19 protein-coding genes and 1 other RNA gene are annotated in these 22,097 nt (G+C 29.1%); 19 read left to right on the forward strand and 1 reads right to left on the reverse strand.

The window, feature by feature from the left end; genetic code table 11:
- Positions 1 to 305: 305 nt before the first annotated feature.
- The 11 genes from yqfC to ppdK all read left to right on the forward strand — a co-directional run bounded on the left by yqfC (position 306) and on the right by ppdK (position 11,716).
- Positions 306 to 590, forward strand: a complete 285-nt coding sequence (gene yqfC / locus B2W91_RS06035; protein WP_291579416.1) for a sporulation protein YqfC — start codon at positions 306 to 308, stop codon at positions 588 to 590.
- Entirely contained in the window at positions 583 to 1,728 is a 1,146-nt protein-coding gene (yqfD, locus tag B2W91_RS06040; protein WP_291579418.1) for a sporulation protein YqfD, read from the forward strand. The genes yqfC and yqfD overlap by 8 nt, the downstream gene beginning before the upstream one ends.
- 36 nt (positions 1,729 to 1,764) lie before the next feature.
- Positions 1,765 to 3,876, forward strand: a complete 2,112-nt coding sequence (locus B2W91_RS06045) for an HD family phosphohydrolase (RefSeq protein WP_291579419.1) — start codon at positions 1,765 to 1,767, stop codon at positions 3,874 to 3,876.
- Positions 3,877 to 3,879: 3 nt separating this feature from the next.
- Positions 3,880 to 4,386 (forward strand): rRNA maturation RNase YbeY, encoded by a 507-nt coding sequence (ybeY, locus tag B2W91_RS06050; RefSeq protein ID WP_291579420.1) that lies wholly within the window; start codon positions 3,880 to 3,882, stop codon positions 4,384 to 4,386.
- 203 nt (positions 4,387 to 4,589) lie between these two features.
- Positions 4,590 to 5,288: a diacylglycerol kinase gene (locus B2W91_RS06055; RefSeq protein ID WP_291579421.1), complete on the forward strand. Its 699-nt coding sequence runs from the start codon at positions 4,590 to 4,592 to the stop codon at positions 5,286 to 5,288.
- Between the two features lie 92 nt (positions 5,289 to 5,380).
- Positions 5,381 to 5,779: a cytidine deaminase gene (locus tag B2W91_RS06060; RefSeq protein ID WP_291579422.1), complete on the forward strand. Its 399-nt coding sequence runs from the start codon at positions 5,381 to 5,383 to the stop codon at positions 5,777 to 5,779.
- A gap of 11 nt (positions 5,780 to 5,790) precedes the next feature.
- Entirely contained in the window at positions 5,791 to 6,675 is an 885-nt protein-coding gene (era, locus tag B2W91_RS06065; protein ID WP_291579423.1) for a GTPase Era, read from the forward strand.
- A gap of 17 nt (positions 6,676 to 6,692) precedes the next feature.
- Entirely contained in the window at positions 6,693 to 7,451 is a 759-nt protein-coding gene (gene recO / locus B2W91_RS06070; protein ID WP_291579425.1) for a DNA repair protein RecO, read from the forward strand.
- Positions 7,452 to 7,472: 21 nt separating this feature from the next.
- Complete coding sequence (locus B2W91_RS06075; RefSeq protein ID WP_291579427.1) at positions 7,473 to 8,024, forward strand: DUF4342 domain-containing protein; 552 nt, start codon at positions 7,473 to 7,475, stop codon at positions 8,022 to 8,024.
- Between the two features lie 349 nt (positions 8,025 to 8,373).
- Positions 8,374 to 9,006 (forward strand): helix-turn-helix transcriptional regulator, encoded by a 633-nt coding sequence (locus tag B2W91_RS06080; protein ID WP_291579442.1) that lies wholly within the window; start codon positions 8,374 to 8,376, stop codon positions 9,004 to 9,006.
- A gap of 73 nt (positions 9,007 to 9,079) precedes the next feature.
- Entirely contained in the window at positions 9,080 to 11,716 is a 2,637-nt protein-coding gene (gene ppdK, locus B2W91_RS06085; RefSeq protein WP_291579429.1) for a pyruvate, phosphate dikinase, read from the forward strand.
- Between the two features lie 257 nt (positions 11,717 to 11,973).
- Here the strand turns inward: ppdK and B2W91_RS06090 are convergent, their stop codons facing one another.
- Positions 11,974 to 13,044, reverse strand: a complete 1,071-nt coding sequence (locus B2W91_RS06090; RefSeq protein WP_291579431.1) for a CotS family spore coat protein — start codon at positions 13,042 to 13,044, stop codon at positions 11,974 to 11,976.
- A gap of 591 nt (positions 13,045 to 13,635) precedes the next feature.
- Here B2W91_RS06090 and B2W91_RS06095 point away from each other — a divergent pair.
- The 8 genes from B2W91_RS06095 (at position 13,636) to B2W91_RS06130 (ending at position 21,731) form a co-directional block, all read left to right on the forward strand.
- Positions 13,636 to 14,667 carry a deoxyguanosinetriphosphate triphosphohydrolase gene (locus B2W91_RS06095; RefSeq protein WP_291579433.1) on the forward strand — a complete coding sequence of 344 codons (1,032 nt, stop codon included), beginning with the start codon at positions 13,636 to 13,638 and terminating at the stop codon, positions 14,665 to 14,667.
- Positions 14,668 to 14,861: 194 nt separating this feature from the next.
- Positions 14,862 to 16,622: a DNA primase gene (gene dnaG / locus B2W91_RS06100; RefSeq protein WP_291579435.1), complete on the forward strand. Its 1,761-nt coding sequence runs from the start codon at positions 14,862 to 14,864 to the stop codon at positions 16,620 to 16,622.
- A gap of 25 nt (positions 16,623 to 16,647) precedes the next feature.
- Complete coding sequence (gene rpoD, locus B2W91_RS06105; RefSeq protein WP_291579436.1) at positions 16,648 to 17,703, forward strand: RNA polymerase sigma factor RpoD; 1,056 nt, start codon at positions 16,648 to 16,650, stop codon at positions 17,701 to 17,703.
- Positions 17,704 to 17,813: 110 nt separating this feature from the next.
- Positions 17,814 to 18,701 carry a PH domain-containing protein gene (locus B2W91_RS06110; protein WP_291579437.1) on the forward strand — a complete coding sequence of 296 codons (888 nt, stop codon included), beginning with the start codon at positions 17,814 to 17,816 and terminating at the stop codon, positions 18,699 to 18,701.
- Positions 18,702 to 18,713: 12 nt separating this feature from the next.
- A complete protein-coding gene (locus tag B2W91_RS06115) occupies positions 18,714 to 19,403 on the forward strand; it encodes a tRNA (adenine(22)-N(1))-methyltransferase (RefSeq protein ID WP_291579438.1) in 690 nt (229 codons plus the stop codon).
- Positions 19,394 to 20,209: a Nif3-like dinuclear metal center hexameric protein gene (locus B2W91_RS06120; protein WP_291579439.1), complete on the forward strand. Its 816-nt coding sequence runs from the start codon at positions 19,394 to 19,396 to the stop codon at positions 20,207 to 20,209. Before B2W91_RS06115 ends, B2W91_RS06120 begins: the two co-directional genes overlap by 10 nt.
- Before the next feature lie 62 nt (positions 20,210 to 20,271).
- Positions 20,272 to 20,613, forward strand: an RNA gene (gene rnpB, locus B2W91_RS06125) — RNase P RNA component class A.
- 476 nt (positions 20,614 to 21,089) lie between these two features.
- Positions 21,090 to 21,731 (forward strand): hemerythrin domain-containing protein, encoded by a 642-nt coding sequence (locus B2W91_RS06130; protein ID WP_291579440.1) that lies wholly within the window; start codon positions 21,090 to 21,092, stop codon positions 21,729 to 21,731.
- Positions 21,732 to 22,097 lie beyond the last annotated feature (366 nt).

Raw genomic sequence — 22,097 nt, forward strand, 5'->3', positions numbered from 1 at the left:
CGTGGAGTTTTAACCATAATTCGTATCCTTCATTCTTAATTTTTCATTCGTAGAAAAGAATTCTTGTTATGGAAATTAAAATCATGCATAAATTAAATTTTTACTAAGAAATCCTGTATATAAGGCATCTTCAAAAAAATAAAAAGTCAGTATGCTAGACTATTTTGTGACATACTACGTTACCAGAATCTGGTAATAGAATAACTGTCATTAAAACCTAACGCCTTGTCTGACAGAAAATATTCTTGCATCTTTGACCAATTATTTTACTTCAGATACCTAAACAAAAATAAGAGGTGATTATTTTGAATAATAAATTACAAAACGCCACAGAGCGCTTAGCTAATAAGTTAGATATTCCTAGAGAAGTAATAATGGACATCCCTAAAATAACGGTAGTATCCAATAATGAGATTACTATAGAAAATCATAAAGGTATTATTTTATTTGAAAAAGAAATGGTTAAGGTAAAATCTTCAATAGCTATAATTACAATTTTAGGCGGAGACTTTGAAATTATATTTGTAGGAGGAAGCACAATAGTTTTAACTGGAAAGTTTAAATCTATTGAATATGGAGAAAATGAATAATATAAAAAAATATGGTAATGGAATATTAGTCATAGAAGTTCAAAGTTTAAAGCCAGAAAAGTTCATAAATTTTTTGTGGAGAAATGATGTTGTAGTTAAAAATGTTAAAAGAAGAAGCTTAACAAACTACACCATGGAAATAGGTTTAAAAGATTATAATACCATTTTAGAAGGAGCAACGAAGACTAATAGTAGAATTAAAGTCTTAAAGAGAAAGGGTGTCACTTTTAAGATTTTAAAACTTAAAAGAAGAAAAACGTTAGTAATAACTTTAATATTGTTTATAGGTGTTTTATATTACCTAAGTAGCTTTATATGGAAGGTAGAGATAATTACAGATAAGTATTTATCGCCTTTTGAAATAAGAATGCTACTTAAGTCTTATGGAATAGATAGAGGAACATTTAAAAAAGATTTTGATGTATATAAATTAGAAGAAAAGATTATAGAGGATAATGATGAAGTAATGTGGGTTAAAGCTAGAATAGAGGGTTCTAAATTAATGGTACAAGTGGCAGAACGACAAGCCCCTCCTAAGATTAGAGAAGATAAAACTACAGGAGATATCGTAGCGTCTAAAGATGGTGAAGTGGATAGAATATTCTCAACATCAGGTACTACTATCGTTGAGCCAGGTAAGATTGTAAAACGAGGAGATTTATTAATAAAATCAGAGCAAGGAAAAGAAGGAAAAGAATATAATGTTAAAGCTGAAGGTACTGTATATGCTAAGACTTTTTATGAAGAAAGTAAAGAGGTGCCTGAATACACAGTAAAGAGAGAAAGAACTGGTAAGGTATCGAAAAGCTATTATATAGAATTTAAAGATAAAAAATTTTATATAAGAAATGGCTTAAAGGACTTTGAAAATTATGATAAAATAGACAATAACAAGGGAGTTATAAAAACTGAAACTTATTACGAGGTAGTGGAAGAGAAAGTAGAAACTAATGTAGATGAAGTGGTAAAAGAACTAAATAGAAATATAATTTTAAATCTTGATAAATCTGTAAGTATATTAGAGGTAATACCTGAGATTAAAAGAATGGAAGATAATTATGTAGTGAACTTATTAGTAATAGCAGAAGAAAATATTGCTACTGAAGAAATTGCTGATAAAGAAGAAGTTTTAGAGTAGATTTCTAGAAACTAGAGAAAAGAAAGTTGGGATATAATGAAATATTCTAAGAAAGATAAAAGAGTTAAGCTACCTAAATTGTCTCAGAGGGGTATCTTTGTTGTTACTACTTTAATAATTTATTTTATACTTAGCACCTCAATGATTACAGAAACTTACGATTTAGAAGTAGGCGACATAGCTAAGAGTGATATAAAAGCATCGAAAGATATTCAAGATCAGATTGCTACGGAGAGGCTTATTGAAGATTCTGTAAAACATATTCAAGATGTATATACCTATGATGCAAATATCAGTAAGGTAGCAGTAAAAAATATTGAAGGTTTATTTGAAACTGTAGCTAAGATTAACAAGGAATATCCTCTGAGTATAGTATCGGGAGCTAATAACACCAAAACGGAAGAAAAAAGACTTCAAGAGCTAAAAAAATCATCAAAAATTTTTAATTTATCTGATGAAAATTACGCAACTTTACTTTCTTTAGATGAAAAACAATTAGATGAATTAAAAGTTTTTTTAATAAGTACAACTAATAAAATTTTTGATGAGGTAACTGTATATGAAAATAGGCCTGAGGATATAGTTTTGGCACAAGGAGTAATAACTGCACAATTTAATAATTCAAGATTTTCTAAGAATGTTAAGGACTTAGGGATGGCCATAGGATATTCGCAAGTCAAGCCTAGTGTTTTTATTGACTATGATAAAACAGAAGATTTAAAAGAAGAAGCTAAAAAAGCAGTAAAGCCTGTTATAATAAAAAAAGACCAAATCATTGTAAAAGAGGGTGAACCGGTAACAGGCGCTCAAATTGAAGTGTTAAAAGAATTAGGACTATTAAATAAAGATAAGTCTTTGAGGTTAAATTTTCATATAAGTTTAATTGTATTGATACTTTCTGTAATGTTAATACAGTGGTACTATTTAAAATGGAATTGCAGGGAAATTTATAAAAAGTCTAATAAAATAATGCTTATAAATATTCTTACTTGTATTTCTTTAATACTTGCAAGGACTTTATATATTATATCGCCTTATTTAATTCCATTTGCATGTGTACCTATATTATTGTCCATATTAATTGATGATAAAGCTTCAATGACAATTAATGTTTTAAATGCCATATTAATAAGTTTTATTGTAAGATTTAATGTAGAAATAACTATTATTGCAGTTATAAATTCTGTAGCTGCTCCTATTATATTGAAAAAAGTACAACAGAGAAATGATATTTTATATTCATGTATTTATATAGCAGCATTAAACTTTATATTTACATTAACTATAGGATATGCACTAAGCAATCATATATCAGAGATAATAATAAAAGCAGCAATAACTGCAATGTCTAGCATTATTTCAGGAATATTAGCTATAGGAATGCTACCATTTTTAGAAAATATTTTTGACATAGTAACTAACATCAAATTATTAGAACTTGCCAATCCAAATCATCCGCTTTTAAAAAGGTTACTTATGGAGGCGCCAGGAACATATCATCACAGTGTACTTGTGGCAAATTTAGCTGAAATGGCAGCGGAAACAGTTGGGGCGAATGCAGTGCTAGCTAGGGTATCTGCTTACTATCACGATGTAGGAAAAATTGAAAGACCATACTATTTTAAAGAAAATCAGTTTAGCGGAGATAATCCTCATGACAAAATTTCTCCAAAACTTAGTGCTTTAATTATAACCTCTCATGTTAGTGATGGAATAAAGCTCGCTAAGAGCTATAAGCTACCTACTGTTATACAGGATGTTATAGCACAGCATCATGGAGATTCATTAGTTAAATATTTTTATATAACTATGAAAAATCAAAGTTCAGATCCTGATGAGGTACATGAGGAAGATTACAAATATAAAGGACCGGTGCCAATAAGTAAAGAAGCTGCTATTGTGATGCTGGCAGATGGAGTTGAAGCTTCTGTAAGATCAATACCAAATCCTACAAAAGAAAAAATAGAACAAATGGTGGATAATATATTTAAAGGAAGGCTAGGAGAAAATCAATTAGATGATTGTGAGTTAACTTTTAAGGAGCTTAAAAAAATTAAAGAATCATTTTTGAAAGTACTAAAAGGGATATATCATGAAAGAATTGAATATCCACTAGAGAAATTAAAGTTAGAAGAAAAGAAGGAGTAATAAATGATATTTTTAGATAATAGACAAGAAAAAATCGAAATGACAGAAGAACTAGAGAATAAAATAGAAGACATAATTGAATATACTTTAAAGGAAGAAGGGGTTAATATTCCCTTTGAAATAAGTATTATTTTTATAGACAATGAAGAAATTAGAAAAATTAATAAAGAGCAAAGGGACATAGATAAAGCTACCGATGTATTATCTTTTCCAATGCTTGATTACGAAGAGGGAAAAGTTTTTAAGGAAATGTATTTAGACTATGAATTCGATTTTTGTGATCTAAATGAAGGCAATTTAGTATTAGGAGACATGGCGCTATCTCTTGAAAAAGCCGCAGAACAAGCTGAGGAGTATGGCCATTCGTTTATAAGGGAAGTTATATATCTAGTGGTACATTCTATATTGCATTTATTAGGATATGATCATATGGAAGAAAAAGATAAAGTTCTAATGCGTAAAAGAGAAGAAGAAATATTAAATAAGTTTAATATTAATCGTATAGGATAAAATAAGAGGAATAGTTAATATACTAATTAATTATTTTTAAAGATAATTTATAGGATTCCTTGAGGAAATTTAACTTATACACCATTTTAACTTTCATACAAAATTTTTCTTTTAAAATATAAAAAATTATTGTCAATTGAATAAAGCAATTTATTGGCATGTGGTTTTATCTACATGTCATAATTTTTAAGGTGGTATTGAAAATGAGAGTCAAAAAATTAGTAGATAGCTTTAATTATGCAATTGAGGGAATAATACATACTATAAGGACTCAAAGAAATATGAGAATACATATGATAGTAGCCATTTTAGTGCTATGTTTATGTTTCTTTTATGACCTGACTAAAATTGAACTTTTAATAACTACAATAACAATAACCATGGTTATTGTTGCAGAAATGATTAATACAGCAATAGAATGTGCTATAGATGCTACTACAAACTATTATCACCCATTAGCTAAAATAGCCAAAAATGTTGCAGCTGGTGCAGTTTTAATTGCCGCTTTTAACTCTGTATTAGTAGGATATATCATATTTTGGGATAGATTAATGCCTTTTACTATAAATATTCTTTTTAAAATAAGAAATTCTGATCCACATATGATATTTTTAATGTTAGTAATTGTAAGTATTGCAACTTTAGTTGTTAAAGCTATTTATGATGAAGGTACACCATTAAAAGGAGGAATGCCTAGTGGACATAGTGCTATAGCTTTTTCTATAGCAACAACCATAACACTATTAACGAATGAGCCATTAATTATGATATTGTCCTATTTATTAGCAATTATTGTAGCGCAAAGTAGAGTGGATTCTCAGATACACTCCATATTGGAAGTATTATTTGGAGCTGCCTTTGGATGCTTTTTAACATTGCTTTTATATCAATTTTTAGGATAAGTTTATTAAAAAGTTGAAATTATATCATATAGTGGTATAATTTATGTACATTTATTTGGAGGTTAATATTTTATTTATTTTGGAGGTAGTCCATGGAATATAAAGAATTAGTAAAAAAAGCAATCAAAGCAAGAGAAAAAGCATATGTACCATATTCAAAATTTAAGGTAGGAGCAGTAGTTGTAACAGAAGATGGTTCAGTTTATGAAGGATGTAATATAGAAAATGCATCTTATGGTGCAACTAATTGTGCAGAAAGAACAGCTATATTTAAGGCTATATCTGAAGGTCACAGGGAAATAAAGGTCATAGCAGTTGTAGGTGATATGTCTACCTTTACAACTCCTTGTGGTATATGTAGACAGGTAATAGCTGAATTTGCTTCTAAAGACTTAAAAATAATTATAATTAAAAATGAAGATGAATATGTGGTGAAAAACTTAGAGGATATATTACCAGGAGCATTTACTAAAGAAGATTTGCTTAAATAGAGGAGGAAATAATGTTTAGATCAGGATTTGTAACAATTATAGGAAGACCAAATGTAGGAAAATCAACATTACTAAATTATATAATGGGAGAGAAACTTTCCATAGTTTCAAGTAGACCACAAACTACAAGAAACAATATACAAACCATATTGACAAAAGAAGATTCACAGATTGTATTTGTAGATACACCAGGAATGCATAAGCCAAGGCACAAATTAGGAGAATATATGGTTAATGTAGCTAAAGATGCCTTAGGTGAAGTAGATGTTATTTTATTTATAACTACACCAGGTGAGGAAATGAACAAAGGAGATATTCACATATTAAATCAACTTAAAGAATGTGATGTACCTGTGTTCTTGTTAGTAAATAAAATAGATGAGAATCCAAATGAAAGAGTAGCAAAAACTATAGCAGAATATGCTGAGTATTTTAAATTTACAGAAGTAGTACCTATTTCTGCAATTAATGGCAAGAATATTGATAAGGCTAATGAGCTTATAGTTAATTATCTTCCAGAGGGGCCTAAATATTATCCAGAAGATATGATAACAGATCAACAAGAAAGATTCATTGTAACAGAAATTATAAGAGAAAAAGCATTAAGGTTACTATCACAAGAAGTACCACATGGTATAGCTGTAGAAATTATTTCTATGAAAAAAGATGAGAAGGATAGATATCATATTGATGCTAATATGTTATGTGAAAAAGATTCTCATAAGGGGATTATTATAGGTAAAAATGGTAGTATGTTAAAAAAGATTTCTACTTATTCTAGACAGGATATAGAAAAGTTCTTTGATAATCAAGTAGTACTGAAGTTATGGGTTAAGGTTAAAAAAGATTGGAGAGATAGCCCAATAATGCTTAAGGAGCTAGGATACAAAAAGTAGAACTTGGAGTTGATTAATTGAGCATAATTAAAACTAGAGCAGTAGTAATAAAAACGCAAGATTATAAAGAAAATGATAAACTAGTTTGGCTTTTTAGTGAAGAACTAGGGAAAATATCTGTTATAGCAAAAGGGGCGCGAAAAAGTAAAAGTAAATTTATGTCTTCAACTCTACCTTTTTGTTATGGAGAATATGTAGTATTTAAAGGGAGAAATCTATATACCTTAAATGAAGCAAAGATAATAGAATCATTCCAACAAATGCTAACAGATTTTGAAACATTAATTTATGGATCTTATTTTAATGAACTTATAGATATTGCCTGCGAAGAAGAAAATTACGGTACACTATTTAAAGATCTCGTAACTTCTTTTTATCTTATTAAAAATAGTGTAGCAGATTTAGAAATACTAACTAGAACTTTTGAACTCAAACTACTAAAAGCTACAGGATATGGACTGAATTTGGAACAATGTAGTATTTGTGATAGAAAACTTAAAAGTTCTAATTATTTATCCTTTCAATATTATGGTATGGTTTGTAATGAATGTGAGAAAGCATATGGTATTCACATTACTGCATTGGCTTATAATATATTAAAGTTTTTAAATTCTATAGAGCTTGAAAAAGTTCCTAGAGTTACTATAAATGAAGAGGCGAAAAAGGAGCTAAATAAAGTTTTAAGCTCTATCATAAACGCTAATTATACAAGAAAGCCAAAAAGCCTTTTGATGTTAAAGCATTTTAATTACATTGAAGAAAAAATCCAAAAATAATAAAGAAGGAAGGTATAAAAAATGAGTGAAATAACTTTAGAAAAAATAGATATGTTAAGAGAACGTGTTAATATTACTTATAGTGAAGCAAAAAGAGTACTAGAATTATGCAACGGAGACGTTTTAGAGGCTTTAGTTTATATTGAAGAAGGAAAAAAGAAAAAGAAAAGTGAAAGCTATACTTTTTCAGATAAAGATGAAATAATTGAGTATATTAAATCCTTAATAGAAAAGGGAAATGCTACAAGAATTACTATTAAGAAAAATGATAAAATAGTTTTTGACATTCCTTTAAATGGGGCATTAGCTGTAGGAGCAATTTCAGTAATGTATCCTAAATTACTAGCAGTTTTGGCTGCTGCAGCATTGATTAGTAAAATAACTATTGAAATAACAAAGACTGATGGAACAGTAGAAGTTATAAATAAAATGGTAAAAAATGTAGTAGATGATGCAAGAAATATAGCTACAGATGTCACTTCAGATTTAAAAGAAAAAATGAATAAATCCTTTGGAAAAGACAATAATATTCGTGAAACAAATTTTTCTTATACAATAAATTTTGACGATTAATGAAGATAGGCTTCCTATCTTCATTTTTTTGTGCTATACTTAATATGAAAAGTGTAGCACAAAAGAATTTCGTTCAATTAAAATGCTAAAATAAATAATAAAACAAATGAAAAAATGAAATAAGGATTATTTCAGAAAATTTGCACATTTCCGAAAAATATGGTAAGATATAGTAACTAACAATTGACAAATTATTAGTTAATTAGGCAATTTATTGAAATGGAGAAATGTTTCATTAAGTATATTATTATGACAAAATATTTATAAAATCTTAATTCATCTTACATTGAGTTTAATTTAAAGATAGCATTAAGTTTTTAGAATTTTAAAGCGAAAGAGGGCGAAAACAATAGAATTTTCACCAAGACAAGAAGAAATAATAAAATTAGTAAAAGAAAATGAACCAATTACCAGTGAAGCGATAGCAGGAAAATTAGGATTAACTCGTTCAGCGTTGAGACCAGACTTATCTATTCTTACTATGATTGGTATATTAGAAGCAAGACCTAAAGTTGGATATATATACTCAAAAAAGACCTCACAAGGCTTTAGTAGTGACTATATAAGAAGTATTAAGGTAAAAGATGTCATGTCAAAACCAGTAGTTGTAACAGAGGACACTACAACTTATAATGCTATTTTAGATTTATTCTTAAATGATGTAGGCACATTGTTTGTAGTAAATGATGGAAATTTAGTTGGTGCAGCATCTAGAAAGGATTTCATAAAAACAGCAATGGGAACAGCGGATATACATAAGGTACCTGTTGGTATTATTATGACTAGAATGCCAAATATAATTATAGTTGAAGAAGAAGATACAGCATACCAAGCTGCTAAAAAAATTATAGAACATGAAGTTGATTGCTTACCGGTTGTGAGAAAAGAATTTATGAATGGAAAAGAAATTCATAAAATTGTTGGGAAAATTTCAAAAACAAATATAACTATGCTTTTCGTAAAAATGGGTGAAGGTAGGTAGAGGAAGTTATTTGTAATATAATTAATTTTCCACCTATTTAGCTATATATATTTTGTTTTAAGGGGTTGTTAAGATGGAAACTAAAAAATATGTATACCTTTTTAAAGAAGGTAATGCAGCAATGAAAAATCTTCTTGGAGGAAAGGGTGCTAATCTTGCAGAGATGACTAGTATAGGCATTCCAGTACCTCAAGGATTCACTGTTACAACAGAAGCTTGTAATAAGTATTATGAAGATAATGAAGTAATCTCAGAAGAAGTTGTTGAACAAATACATAGCAAAATGGGAGAGCTAGAAAAACTTACAGGAAAACAATTTGGTAGTTTAGAAAATCCGCTATTAGTATCTGTTAGATCTGGTGCAAGAGCTTCAATGCCAGGCATGATGGATACAATATTAAACTTAGGTTTAAATGATGAAACAGTTGAAATTCTAGCTAAAAAAACTCAAAATCCTAGATTTGCTTATGATTCATATAGAAGATTCATTCAAATGTTTGCAGATGTTGTTATGGAAATTGAAAAGAAACATTTTGAAGATATTATGGATGAAATTAAAGCAGCAAAAGGTGTTAAACTTGACACTGAGTTAGATGCAGACGATTTAAAAGAATTAGTTAAAAGATTTAAAGAATTCTATAAAAAGAAAAAAGGAGAAGATTTTCCTTCTGACCCAAAAGTTCAACTAATAGAATCCATTACTGCAGTATTTAGATCTTGGAATAACCCAAGAGCTATAGTTTACAGAAGACTTAATGACATTCCATCAAACTGGGGCACAGCTGTTAACGTACAAGAAATGGTGTTTGGAAATAAAGGTGAAACATCAGGAACGGGAGTTGGATTTACTAGAAATCCTGCAACAGGAGAAAAGGAAATATTTGCTGAGTATTTAATGAATGCTCAAGGAGAAGATGTTGTTGCTGGTATTAGAACTCCTCATCCTATATCAAAATTGCATGAAGACATGCCAGAAATATATGACCAATTTATAGAAATTGCAGATAAGTTAGAAGCACATTATAGAGACATGCAAGATATGGAGTTTACTATAGAAGAAGGAAAACTTTATTTCTTACAAACAAGAAACGGTAAGAGAACAGCTCAAGCGGCTTTAAAAATAGCTGTTGATTTAGAAAAAGAAGGAATGCTTACTAAAGAGGAAGCTGTTCTAAAGGTTGAGCCAAAACAACTTGACACACTATTACACCCAAACTTTGATAGTGTAGAACTTAAAAACGCTAATGTTATAGCTAAAGGATTACCAGCATCTCCAGGAGCTGCTTGTGGTAAAGTTTATTTTACTGCTGAAGATGCAAAAGAAGCTCATGAAAGTAAAGGAGAGAAGGTTGTACTTGTAAGACTTGAAACTTCACCAGAGGACATAGAAGGCATGATTGCTGCTGAAGGTATCTTAACAGTAAGAGGAGGAATGACTTCTCATGCTGCAGTTGTTGCTAGAGGCATGGGAACTTGCTGTGTTGCTGGATGTGGAGAATTAAAGGTTAATGAAGAAGCAAAAACTTTTGAGGCTTCAGGAGTTATTTATCATGAAGGTGATTACATTTCAATAGATGGTAGCACTGGTAATGTTTATGCTGGGTCAATAAAAACTGTTGAGCCAGAAATTAGTGGATATTTTGGAATACTAATGGGATGGGCTGACGAATTTAGAGCATTAAAAGTTAGAACAAATGCAGATACACCAAGAGATACAGCTCAAGCTATTAAGTTTGGAGCAGAAGGTGTAGGATTATGTAGAACTGAGCATATGTTCTTTGATGCTGACAGAATAATGGCAGTTAGAGAGATGATAGTTGCAAAAAATGAAGAACAAAGAAGAAAAGCTTTAGCTAAAATATTACCAATGCAAAGACAAGATTTTATTGGAATTTATGAAGAATTAGAAGGTAGACCAGCTACTATAAGATTCTTAGATCCACCTCTACATGAGTTTTTGCCATCAGATCGTGAGGATATAGAAGAATTAGCAAAAGACTTAGGAATAACTTATGAAGAGTTAAAAAGCACAATTGATTCATTACATGAGTTTAATCCAATGATGGGACATAGAGGATGTAGACTTGCTGTATCTTACCCAGAGATTGCGGAGATGCAAACTAGAGCTGTAATAGAAGCAGCTATAGATGTTAAAAAGAGAAAAGGTTATGATATAGTACCAGAGATAATGATTCCACTTATTGGGGAAGTTCAAGAATTAAAATATATTAAAGACGTAGTTGTTAAAATAGCAGATGAAATCATAAAGGAAAATGGAATAGAGCTTAAGTACTTAGTGGGTACAATGATAGAAATTCCAAGAGCTGCACTTACAGCGGATGAAATTGCAAAAGAAGCTGAATTCTTCTCATTTGGAACAAATGATTTAACTCAAATGACATTTGGATTCTCAAGAGATGATGCTGGAAACTTCTTAAAACATTATTACGATAAGAAAATATATGAATTTGATCCATTCCAAAAGCTAGATCAAACTGGTGTAGGTAAGCTTGTTAAAATGGCTGCTGAACTTGGAAGAAAAACAAGAAATGATTTAAAAGTTGGTATATGTGGAGAACATGGTGGAGATCCATCTTCAGTAGAATTCTGCCATGGTGTGGGATTAAACTATGTATCTTGTTCACCATTTAGAGTACCAGTAGCAAGACTTGCAGCAGCTCAAGCGCAAATTAAAAATCCAAGAAAATAATATTAAAAGCGTGGTTTTTACCACGCTTTTTAAACTTAAATTGTGAACTGTTAATTGTGAATTCAATATCTTTAGCTATGATACCGATTGCTTTCATATATATTAATTTTAGAGCTGATATAGATATATATATGTATATCATACGAAATTTGCAAGTATTTTAATTTATTCTATTAAAAAGGTGAAGATATTTTATTTAATTGATTGTTAATAATTTGGGAAAGGGAATTGATTATTCATTTCCAACTTTCTGTTAATTAAAGTTTTGTGTTAAATTTTTCTTCAATATAACATTTAAAACCTAGTGAAAAATTTAATTGGTCTTCCATATATACATTGGATTTCTTCAGCATAGATACGAAAGCTCTTCTATTACATTTTGAAATGTTAGCATAGTAATCTCTAGATATTTTCCAATATTTTTGTGGAAAGCTTAAATAAGCCAAAATATATTTATAATCTTCAAGATTTAAAGGGTTATGTTTTTCGTAAGTATTTAAGAATTTTATGGTTAAATCTACACTCCATCTATTTTTTTCTTTTCTTAAAAGTCTTCTTAGACAATATGAGATGTCTAGAGCACAGTGATCAATTTTACATTTATCAAAATCTATAAGCCACAAATTATCATCTTCATCAACTATGAGGTTTTTACTAACATAATCGTTATGGCAAAGTGAAATTGTTAAGTCATCTTCTTTAATTGTAAGTGCTACACTATTAGAGAGCTTAGCAAGTTTTATGTTAGTATCGAAGTTTTTAAGGTAAATCTTAGAGTAGTTATCATGATATTTATATGCTAAGTTAGAATACATAAGCAAATTATTAAAGTGTTTATTTATAGAATTATAAAGGCTGCTACATCCAATCTTATTCTTACTACCTAATATAGGTTCAAAATTTTTGTTAATATCATGAGATTTACCAAGATTTGAAGAAGCTAATAATATTTCATAAACTGAGTCAAAGTCGCATTTGTCCCCATTTACCCAAGGAGTTAATATAAATAACATATTTTCATAAACAACATATCTGCCATGGTTTGTAGTTGATAATATTCTAGGAACATTTATGTTATGACGATACAACCATTCTATAGCTGAATAAACAAAAAGGAGTTCTTCAACAGGATAGTAAACTTTTTTTAGGCAGTATTTATCTTCACCATCTGCTACCATATAAACAGCTCTTTGTTTGTCAGTATTCTTTAACTTTACCTGTTCCACTATAGCGTTATTTAAATTATAATGAGGCAGAACATGTTTCTTTACATTTTCTTCAGATAATAATTCTATATTATTTTTATAAATTGTTGCAGTAGTCATCATAACACTCTCCTTTAAACATTACATTATAAGGATATTAAAGAAAAAACATTAATATACATCAATATTAAAAATACTTATAAGAAAAGTTTAAATACATAAATAAAGGGTTTTGCATTTAAAGAGGCGAATATTCTATAGAAACTTACAGTTTTAAAATTCGTTTAATTTACTGATATAATATAAAAGTTATGTTTTAAAGTCTAAAATTATATAAAGTTTTCATGACAGTTTCTAAATTAAGTTTCTAAATATGAGTATTAAAAGTAGTCAAATTTAGAAACTTAAAAAGATTATAAGTTAAAATGAATAAATAAATTTTCACCTTTTGAATATTATTGGTATTTAAAGGAGAATATATAATGCATTAGAATTTAATGTATAGCTCAATAAAACTGTTTACTTTTATAGCTTAATTTATAATTTTAGTTAATAAACAATCTGAAATAAAAAACTGATTGTCATTTATTGATAATTAATTATTAAATTTGTAAAAGGAAAAGTTTCACTGATTAAGAAGGTTGAGCTGCCAGCTTAATAGATGCAATTAGAAAATTAGATAGCTGTATATTAAATTGCTAGGAGGAGTGATGGATGAACATAAGAGAAAGAATAGAAAAAAATGAAAAGCTTATTTTAAATCCTTATGCAGCATTATCAATTAACTCTAAAGGAAGAGTGATTAAGGAAAAGAAAGACGAAATGCGAACCGATTATATGGTGGATAGAGACAGAATAATACATTGTAAATCTTTTAGAAGATTAAAATTAAAAACTCAAGTGTATATTAAAACTTGGAATGATCACTATAGGACTAGGCTTACTCATACTTTAGAAGTTAATCAAATTGCTAGAACTATAGGAAGAGGGATAGGACTTAATGAAGATTTGATAGAAGCTATTGCACTAGGCCATGATATAGGTCATGTTGCTTTTGCACATAATGGTGAGGAAGTTCTAAATGAATTATTACCTCAAGGATTTAAACATAATGAAAATAGTGTTAGGGTTTTAACAAAGATTGAAAAGTTAGGAAAAGGGCTAAATTTAACTTATGAGGTTATAGATGGAATAGTGAATCATAGTGGGTTTTCTTCCCAGTCAAAAGGGGCTTGTACTTTGGAAGGACAAGTAGTAAAATATAGTGACAAAATTGCTTATGTGAATCATGATATAGATGATTCTATAAGGGCAGGAATTCTCCGTGAAAATGACTTGCCAAAAGAAGTTATAGAAGTTTTAGGTAAAAATCATAGTAATAGAATTGAAACTTTGGTCAATGACTGTATTTATAATACTTTGGAAAACATTAAAAATAACAAGATTCAAGTTGCATTGTCAAATAAAGTACAAGAATCTTTAAGTGAACTTAGGAGTTTTATGTTTAAAAATATATATAAAGGAAATATTTTAAAAGAAGAAAGAGAAAAAGCAAAATTTATTTTAAAGCATGTATACTCATATTTTTACAAACATCCAGAAAAACTACCATATTTTTATAAGACCATTGCAGATGATGAAGGGCTTGAACAGGGTGTTGCAGATTACATTTCAGGCATGAGCGATGAGTATTGCTTACAGATTTTTAATGATTTATATGTGCCCAAACAAAGCATTTATATATAATTTATAATTTTATTAATACATTATAAAACTACAAAAATTTGCATTTTTGAAGGAAAAATCTAATTTACAAAGAATATATAAAAAGTAAAAAAGTTTATTTATAAAAATTTATTAAGAAAAAAGAAGGATTTTGTACTTTTTTGTCGAAATGACAAAAGTGCAGAGTTCAGAATTAAAAGGTGGGATATAATTTAGTGATTTCAGAAGAAGTCATACAAAAAGTAAAAGAACAAACAGATATTATTGATGTAATATCAGAAAGAGTGAGACTCAAAAAATCAGGACGAAATTTCATAGGAAATTGTCCTTTTCATAGTGAAAAGACTCCATCATTTACTGTTTCTCAGGATAAACAAATATATAAATGTTTTGGATGTGGAGAAGCAGGAAATGTATTTAGTTTTATTATGAAAGTTGAAAATAAGAGTTTTCCTGAAGCAGTTAAAGCTCTGGCTGAAAAGGTTGGTATTGAGGTAGAGGAAAAAAGCAATTTAAATAAAGCTAAAAAAGATAAGTTTGAAAAAATGAAAAAGCTAAATGTGGATGCAGCTAAATACTTCTATGCAAATTTAAGAAAAAATAAAAAAGCTTTCCAGTATCTAAAGAATAGATCTATAGATGAAAGAACTATGACAAAATTTGGACTTGGATTTGCATTAGATGAGTGGCACGCACTCGGAGACTACTTAAGGGGAAAAGGTTATAGTGACAAGGAGATGTCAGAGTTAGGACTAATTATTCAAAGTAAAAAGAGCAACTACTATGACCGTTTTAGAAATAGAGTTATTTTTCCAGTTTTTGATTATAAGGGTACAGTTATTGGTTTTGGAGGCAGAGTTTTAGATGACTCAAAGCCTAAATATTTAAACTCACCAGAAACACCTTTATTTTTAAAAGGAACCAACTTGTATGGTTTAAATTTTGCCATAAAACAAAACATGAATAGAACAGTTGTTATTGTTGAAGGATATATGGACTGTATTGCACTTCATCAGCAAGGTATAACTAACGTTGTGGCAACTTTGGGCACTGCTTTAACAGAGCAACAAGCAAAGTTATTAAAAAGATATGCAGACAAGGCAATAATTTCCTATGATGCGGATTTAGCAGGTCAAAAGGCTACTTTAAGAGGACTAGACATACTAAAAAAGTCTGGATTTGATGTTAGGGTTTTATCAGTCCCAAGGGGAAAGGATCCAGATGAGTTCATAAAGACTTACGGCAAAGAAGCCTTTCAGACACTAATAAATGAAGCTATGCCACTTGTTGATTACAAAATCAAAAAAGTAGAAGAAGGCATAAATTTTACAGATAATGAAATGATAATAAGGTATAAAAATAAAATCTTGGAGATAATAAAAGACTTAAGTGATTTTGAAAAAAATATATATATAAAACAAGTTGCAGAAAAACTTAAAGTAAAAGAAGAGTTATTAAGCGACGAATTTAACCAAAAAATCAAACAAAATGAAAAAAATGATAATATACAGAATAATTATGGGCAAAATCTATATATAGAACCAGCCTATATTAAGGCTGAAAGGATATTACTTAAGTTTATGTTAACAGATACTGAAAGATTAGATTTTATATCTTATGAATTAAAGGATTGCAGTTTTGTATCTTACAGTCATAAAATGCTCTATGATCTAATTTTAAAATTTAATGATCTATCTTATGAAGATAAATTAAAACATATCGAGAATAACTGTAATGATAGTGAAACTACAAAACAATTTATTAACTTGATGGAATATGAAATAAGTGGAGATAAGTATGATCTTGATAAAATGATTCATGATTGTATCAAGATTATTAAAAAATATAGGTTAGAGGAGTCGGAAAAAGAAGTTATGAATAAAATTAAACAGTATGAATCTAAAGGCCTTGTAGAGAAGTCTTTAAAATGTACACAAGAGTTAATTAATATACAAAAGGCATTAAAAAACATATAAGTTGATGAAGGGAGGTAGTAATGTAATGAAAGATAAAAATACAAAAATAACTGTAGTTAAAAAGCTGATTGAAAAAGGTAAAAAGAAGGGTTCCTTAACATATAAGGAAATAATAGATGAGCTTGATGAAATAGATTTAAGCCCGGAGCAAATTGAAAAGATATATGAAGTATTAGAGTCAATGGAAATAGATGTTGTTGGAGATATTCAAGAAGAGGAAGAAGAAATAGATATATCCATACCGGAAGGTATTACTATAGATGACCCAGTAAGAATGTATTTAAAAGAAATAGGAAAAGTACCACTATTATCATCAGATGAAGAGATAGAACTTGCAAAGAGAATTGAAGAAGGCGACGCTTATGCAAAAAAGAAACTAGCAGAAGCTAACCTAAGACTAGTTGTAAGTATTGCTAAAAGATATGTGGGAAGAGGAATGTTATTTCTTGATTTAATTCAAGAAGGAAATTTAGGTCTTATTAAAGCTGTTGAAAAGTTTGATTATAGAAAAGGTTATAAGTTCAGTACTTATGCTACATGGTGGATTAGACAGGCGATAACTAGAGCTATTGCTGATCAGGCTAGAACTATAAGAATACCAGTACACATGGTTGAAACTATTAATAAACTTATAAGAGTTTCTAGACAATTACTACAGGAATTAGGTAGAGAACCATTACCAGAAGAAATTGCAAAGCAAATGGATATGTCGGTAGATAAAGTTCGTGAGATTATGAAAATTGCTCAAGAGCCAGTATCACTTGAAACTCCGATAGGTGAAGAGGAAGATAGTCATTTAGGAGATTTTATTCCAGATGATGATGCTCCAGCACCAGCAGAAGCAGCTGCCTTTACTATGCTTAAAGAACAACTAATAAGCCAATTACGTACATTAACCCCAAGAGAAGAAAAGGTTCTAAGGTTAAGATTTGGATTGGATGATGGAAGAGCTAGGACCTTAGAAGAGGTTGGTAAAGAATTTAATGTAACAAGAGAAAGAATAAGACAAATAGAAGCTAAAGCTTTAAGAAAGTTAAGACATCCAAGTAGAAGTAAGAAACTAAAAGATTATCTAGATTAGAGCACCATATTGGTGTTCTTTTTTTAACACTATTATGCATAAAGTTAAGATATAATTAAATTTACCAGCTATGGATTTTATGGTATAATTTGAGCAAAGAAGGTGATAAAATGACGGTATTTACTTCTAAAAAAGATAAAGAAGTAATTTCAATATTGCTATTAGCATTGTTGTACAATGTTTTGCTTGTAATTTTAATGAATAATATGCACTCTTATGTAGTTATAAATTTACTAAGATTAATAACTGTAGCTTGTAATTTATATTACTTTTATTATATATTTTTATGGCTATCACTAAAATATGAAATATATGAAGACAAATTAATAATTAATGGTCTAAATGGATTAAAAAAGATAGAGGTCCCATTAAAAGATATAGAAGGATATACAAAATTAAGTGGCAGAATTAAAGGTGTAAAATTATCAGGGATTGCAACAAATACTTTTGCGTTAGGAAGAACTGTAGTTAAAAAAGTTGGTACTACAAGAATGTTTGTTACTAATAATAAAAATGTTATATATCTAAAAACAAAGGATTGTAACATTGCAATTTCTCCAGAGGATGTATCGGCAGTAGAAGGTTTATTAAATAAGAATGGTATTTACTTAATGGATTGGGAGACAAAGTTTAATAAGGTAAACAAGTTATATAAAAATATGAAATATAAATTACCATTATTTTTAACTAGTATTGTTATTATAATACTTACTGTAAATCCATTATTTTTATATGTGACTCAAAGATTACCAGCTGTAATGCCAATAACTTTTGATGCAAAGCTAAGACCAGTAGTTGTAGGGACACCTAAGCAATTTACTTTTACACAAATGACTTATGGAGGGCTAAATATGGGCTTACTGTTTTGTATGTATTATGCTTCTTATTTTTGTGCTAAATATGATAAAAAAACAGCCTATAGATATTTATATATAGCCTTAGCGGTAGCATCAGTATTTTTATATATGCAAATAAGAATGTTATTAATAGCAATGTAAAGGATGACGAAAATGAACTTAAGTGATAGATTAAAAACCGTAGGTGGAATGATAAAAGATGTTAACACCATTATAGATGTGGGAACAGACCATGCCTATATACCAATTTATCTTATTAAGAATAATATCATAGAAAGAGCTATAGCTTCTGATATCAATAGTGGCCCTGTAGAAAAGGCAAAAAAAAATGTCAGTGCTTATAATCTAGGAGATAAGATAAGTTGTAGATTAGGTGGAGGGCTCACTACTGTAAAACCTAAGGAAGTAGATGCAGCTATAATAGCAGGCATGGGTGGAAACTTAATTAGAGATATCATTGAAGAAAGTAAAGAAGTTTTTAAAAATCTTGATTATGCTATACTTCAGCCTGTTCAAAATCCAGAGGTTTTAAGAGAATATATTTATAAAAGTGGATACAAAATAATAGATGAAGAACTAGTAAAAGAAGAAGACAAATTTTATGAAATTTTTAAGGTTAAATATGATAATAAGATTAAAGAAATACAACCTATACACTATGAAATTAGTGAAACTCTTATAAAGAAGAAACATCCTGTGATGAAGGAATATTTAGCATTTAAGCTAGATAAATATACTAAGGTTTACAGTGGCTTAAATCAAGAAACTGAAAGTGCCATAAAAAGAAAAGAACAATTAGAGAAAATAATTATAAAGCTAAAGGAGTTTTTACAATGTCTTTAAAAGTAAAAGATATTATAAGAATAATGGAAAGCTATGCACCAAGCAAGTTAAAGGTAGACTATGATAATGTAGGACTAATGGTGGGAGATAGTAATGCAGAGGTAACTTCTATATTAGTTGCCCTAGATGCTACATTAGAAGTAATAGAAGAAGCAATAGAGAAAAATTGTAATTTTATATTAACCCATCATCCAATATTATTTTTAAAGCCTAAAACAATAACTGCGGATAATCTTTTAGGTAAGAAAATAATTAAATTAGTTAAAAATGATATAAACGTATATTCAAGCCATACAAATCTAGACTCTGTTGAAGATGGAATTAACGATATAGCTGCAAGGATGTTGGGATATAATGAATTTACTATTATAGAAAATACTTCAGTGCCAGAGTATAACAATGGGAAAAATGGAATAGGAAGATTAATAAAATTAAAAATACCAGTTAAGTTAAAAGATTTATGTGAAAAAGTTAAAGTTAGTTTTAATACACCTTTCATAAGATATGTAGGTGAAGAGAATAAAGAAGTCAGCACTATTGCAGTAGTAAATGGTAGTGGAGAAGATTTTTTTTCTATAAGTAAAGCTAAGGGTGCAGATTGTATTATAACAGGGGATACTACATATCATTATGTAAGTGATATAAAAGAAGAGAGTGTAGCTATTATAGATGCTGGGCATTTTGCTACAGAATGGCCACCAATGATAAGTTTTGGAAAAAAATTTGAAAAATTGCTTAAAGAAAATAATTTTAACAACAAAGTATACATATCAGAAAAAATGCAAGATCCTTATAAATTCATATAAATTTTAAGTATAGGAAAAAAAGTACTTGCATTTATGAAGAAACTATGATAACATATATTTTGCGAGTAAGCCAGACAATCGCTGCTGATTTATTCAGGAGAGGAAAGTCCGAGCTCCATAGGGCAGGGTGCTGGGTAACCCCCAGTGGAGGCAACTCTAAGGAAAGTGCAACAGAGATATACCGCCTAAGTTTACTTAGGTAAGGGTGGAAAGGCGAGGTAAGAGCTCACCAGCGTACTGGCGACTGTACGGCTATGTAAACCCCACCTGGAGCAAGACCGAATAGGAAGGTAAATGGGATTGCCCGTCCCGCCTTCGGGTGTGTCGCTTGAGTCCATTGGTAACAATGGGCCTAGATAGATGATTGTCAAATACAGAACTCGGCTTATAGACTTGCTCGTGCCATTGAAAACACTAGGTTTATCACTTAGTGTTTTTTGTTTTGCCATTCTTTTGCCATTCTAAAAGATTTTTTAGTTATTTTATTAGTGTAATACATGAGATGTATGCACTAATTATTATACAGGATTATATTAATATTTTAACATGAATGAACATGATATCTTTATAAGACTTTAGATTTTATTATAAGAAATAGTTTAAAGGTAGTTCTTAATCTAGGTTAGGAGCTACCTTCTTTTATATCTTTAAATTTAAGCTATAAATCTTTATATAATAGTAGAAAACAATTCTTATAAAATTAATAGCATAGTTTGTAATAAAAAATAGTTCCACAAATAAGTCAGACTATTTCTTTATTTTTTTCATTGGTGTAAATTAGTACTCCTTTTGTTAATAAGTATAAATTTAAGTGCATATATTAAATTAATTGATATTTACAAGATAAAGCTTAGATTTAGTAATAAAGGAAGTGATTATAATGATTGCAAATAATACCATGAATAAGGAGATAGAAATTTCTCCTACAGAGGACTTAATGCGTGAACATGGTGTTTTACATCGTATACTGTTAATTTATAATGATGCATTAAAGTATTTAAAAGGACAAAAAATTAATAATCAAGTTAATATTTATTCTATTATTTACAATACTGCTATAATAACCAAGCAATTTATTGAAGATTATCATCAAAGACTAGAAGAACAATATGTTTTTCCAAAGTTTTCAAAGAAACCTAAATATAGTGTACTTATAAGCACACTTCTAAATCAACATAATGCAGCAAGCAAATTAACAAACAATGTACTTTATTATTCATCAATAGAAAATAACTGTTATTTTGAAAACAACTTTCAATTAATTCGATTACTGTCACTATATATAAATATGTATAATCCTCATTCTGCCCGTGAAGATACAGTTGTTTTTCCGGCTTTTCATGAATTAGTAACTCCAGAAGAATTTAAAGAATTAGGAGAACTCTTTGAGAAAATAGAAGAACAGAAATTTGGTAAGGATGGATTTAAACATATAGTTAATGAAGTTGCAAAAATTGAAAAAGTATTAGGTATTTACAATCTAGATCAATTTACCCCAATAGAAATAAGCCTTACCATCTAAATAGTAAGGTATTTTTTTACTGATTTTCACTTGGTTCATAATGTTTCTAAAAGTGTGTATGAAGCTGAAAAAGTAGATGCTAAAAATATATATGTGTAGATGGTACATGGAAACCTATGAACAACGCAATATTATTGAGTGGAAATGATAGATTTGCGACAATGCAATTAGTGCTTAATTATAAAAATAACATAAAGGGTACGCTTTAGAATGAAATGTAGAGGCTACGCTTTAAAATAGCGCTGATAACATATCAATTTTGGGGAGCCAATTCTTACTTTTTCCAATTAGTATTTTAAGAATATAATACAATAAGTGTTTAAATATAGGGTTACACAATGGAAACTTAACTTATGCATGATTTTA

Source organism: Clostridium sp. UBA6640, assembly GCF_002455975.1.
In the GTDB taxonomy this organism is placed as follows: domain Bacteria; phylum Bacillota; class Clostridia; order Clostridiales; family Clostridiaceae; genus Clostridium_J.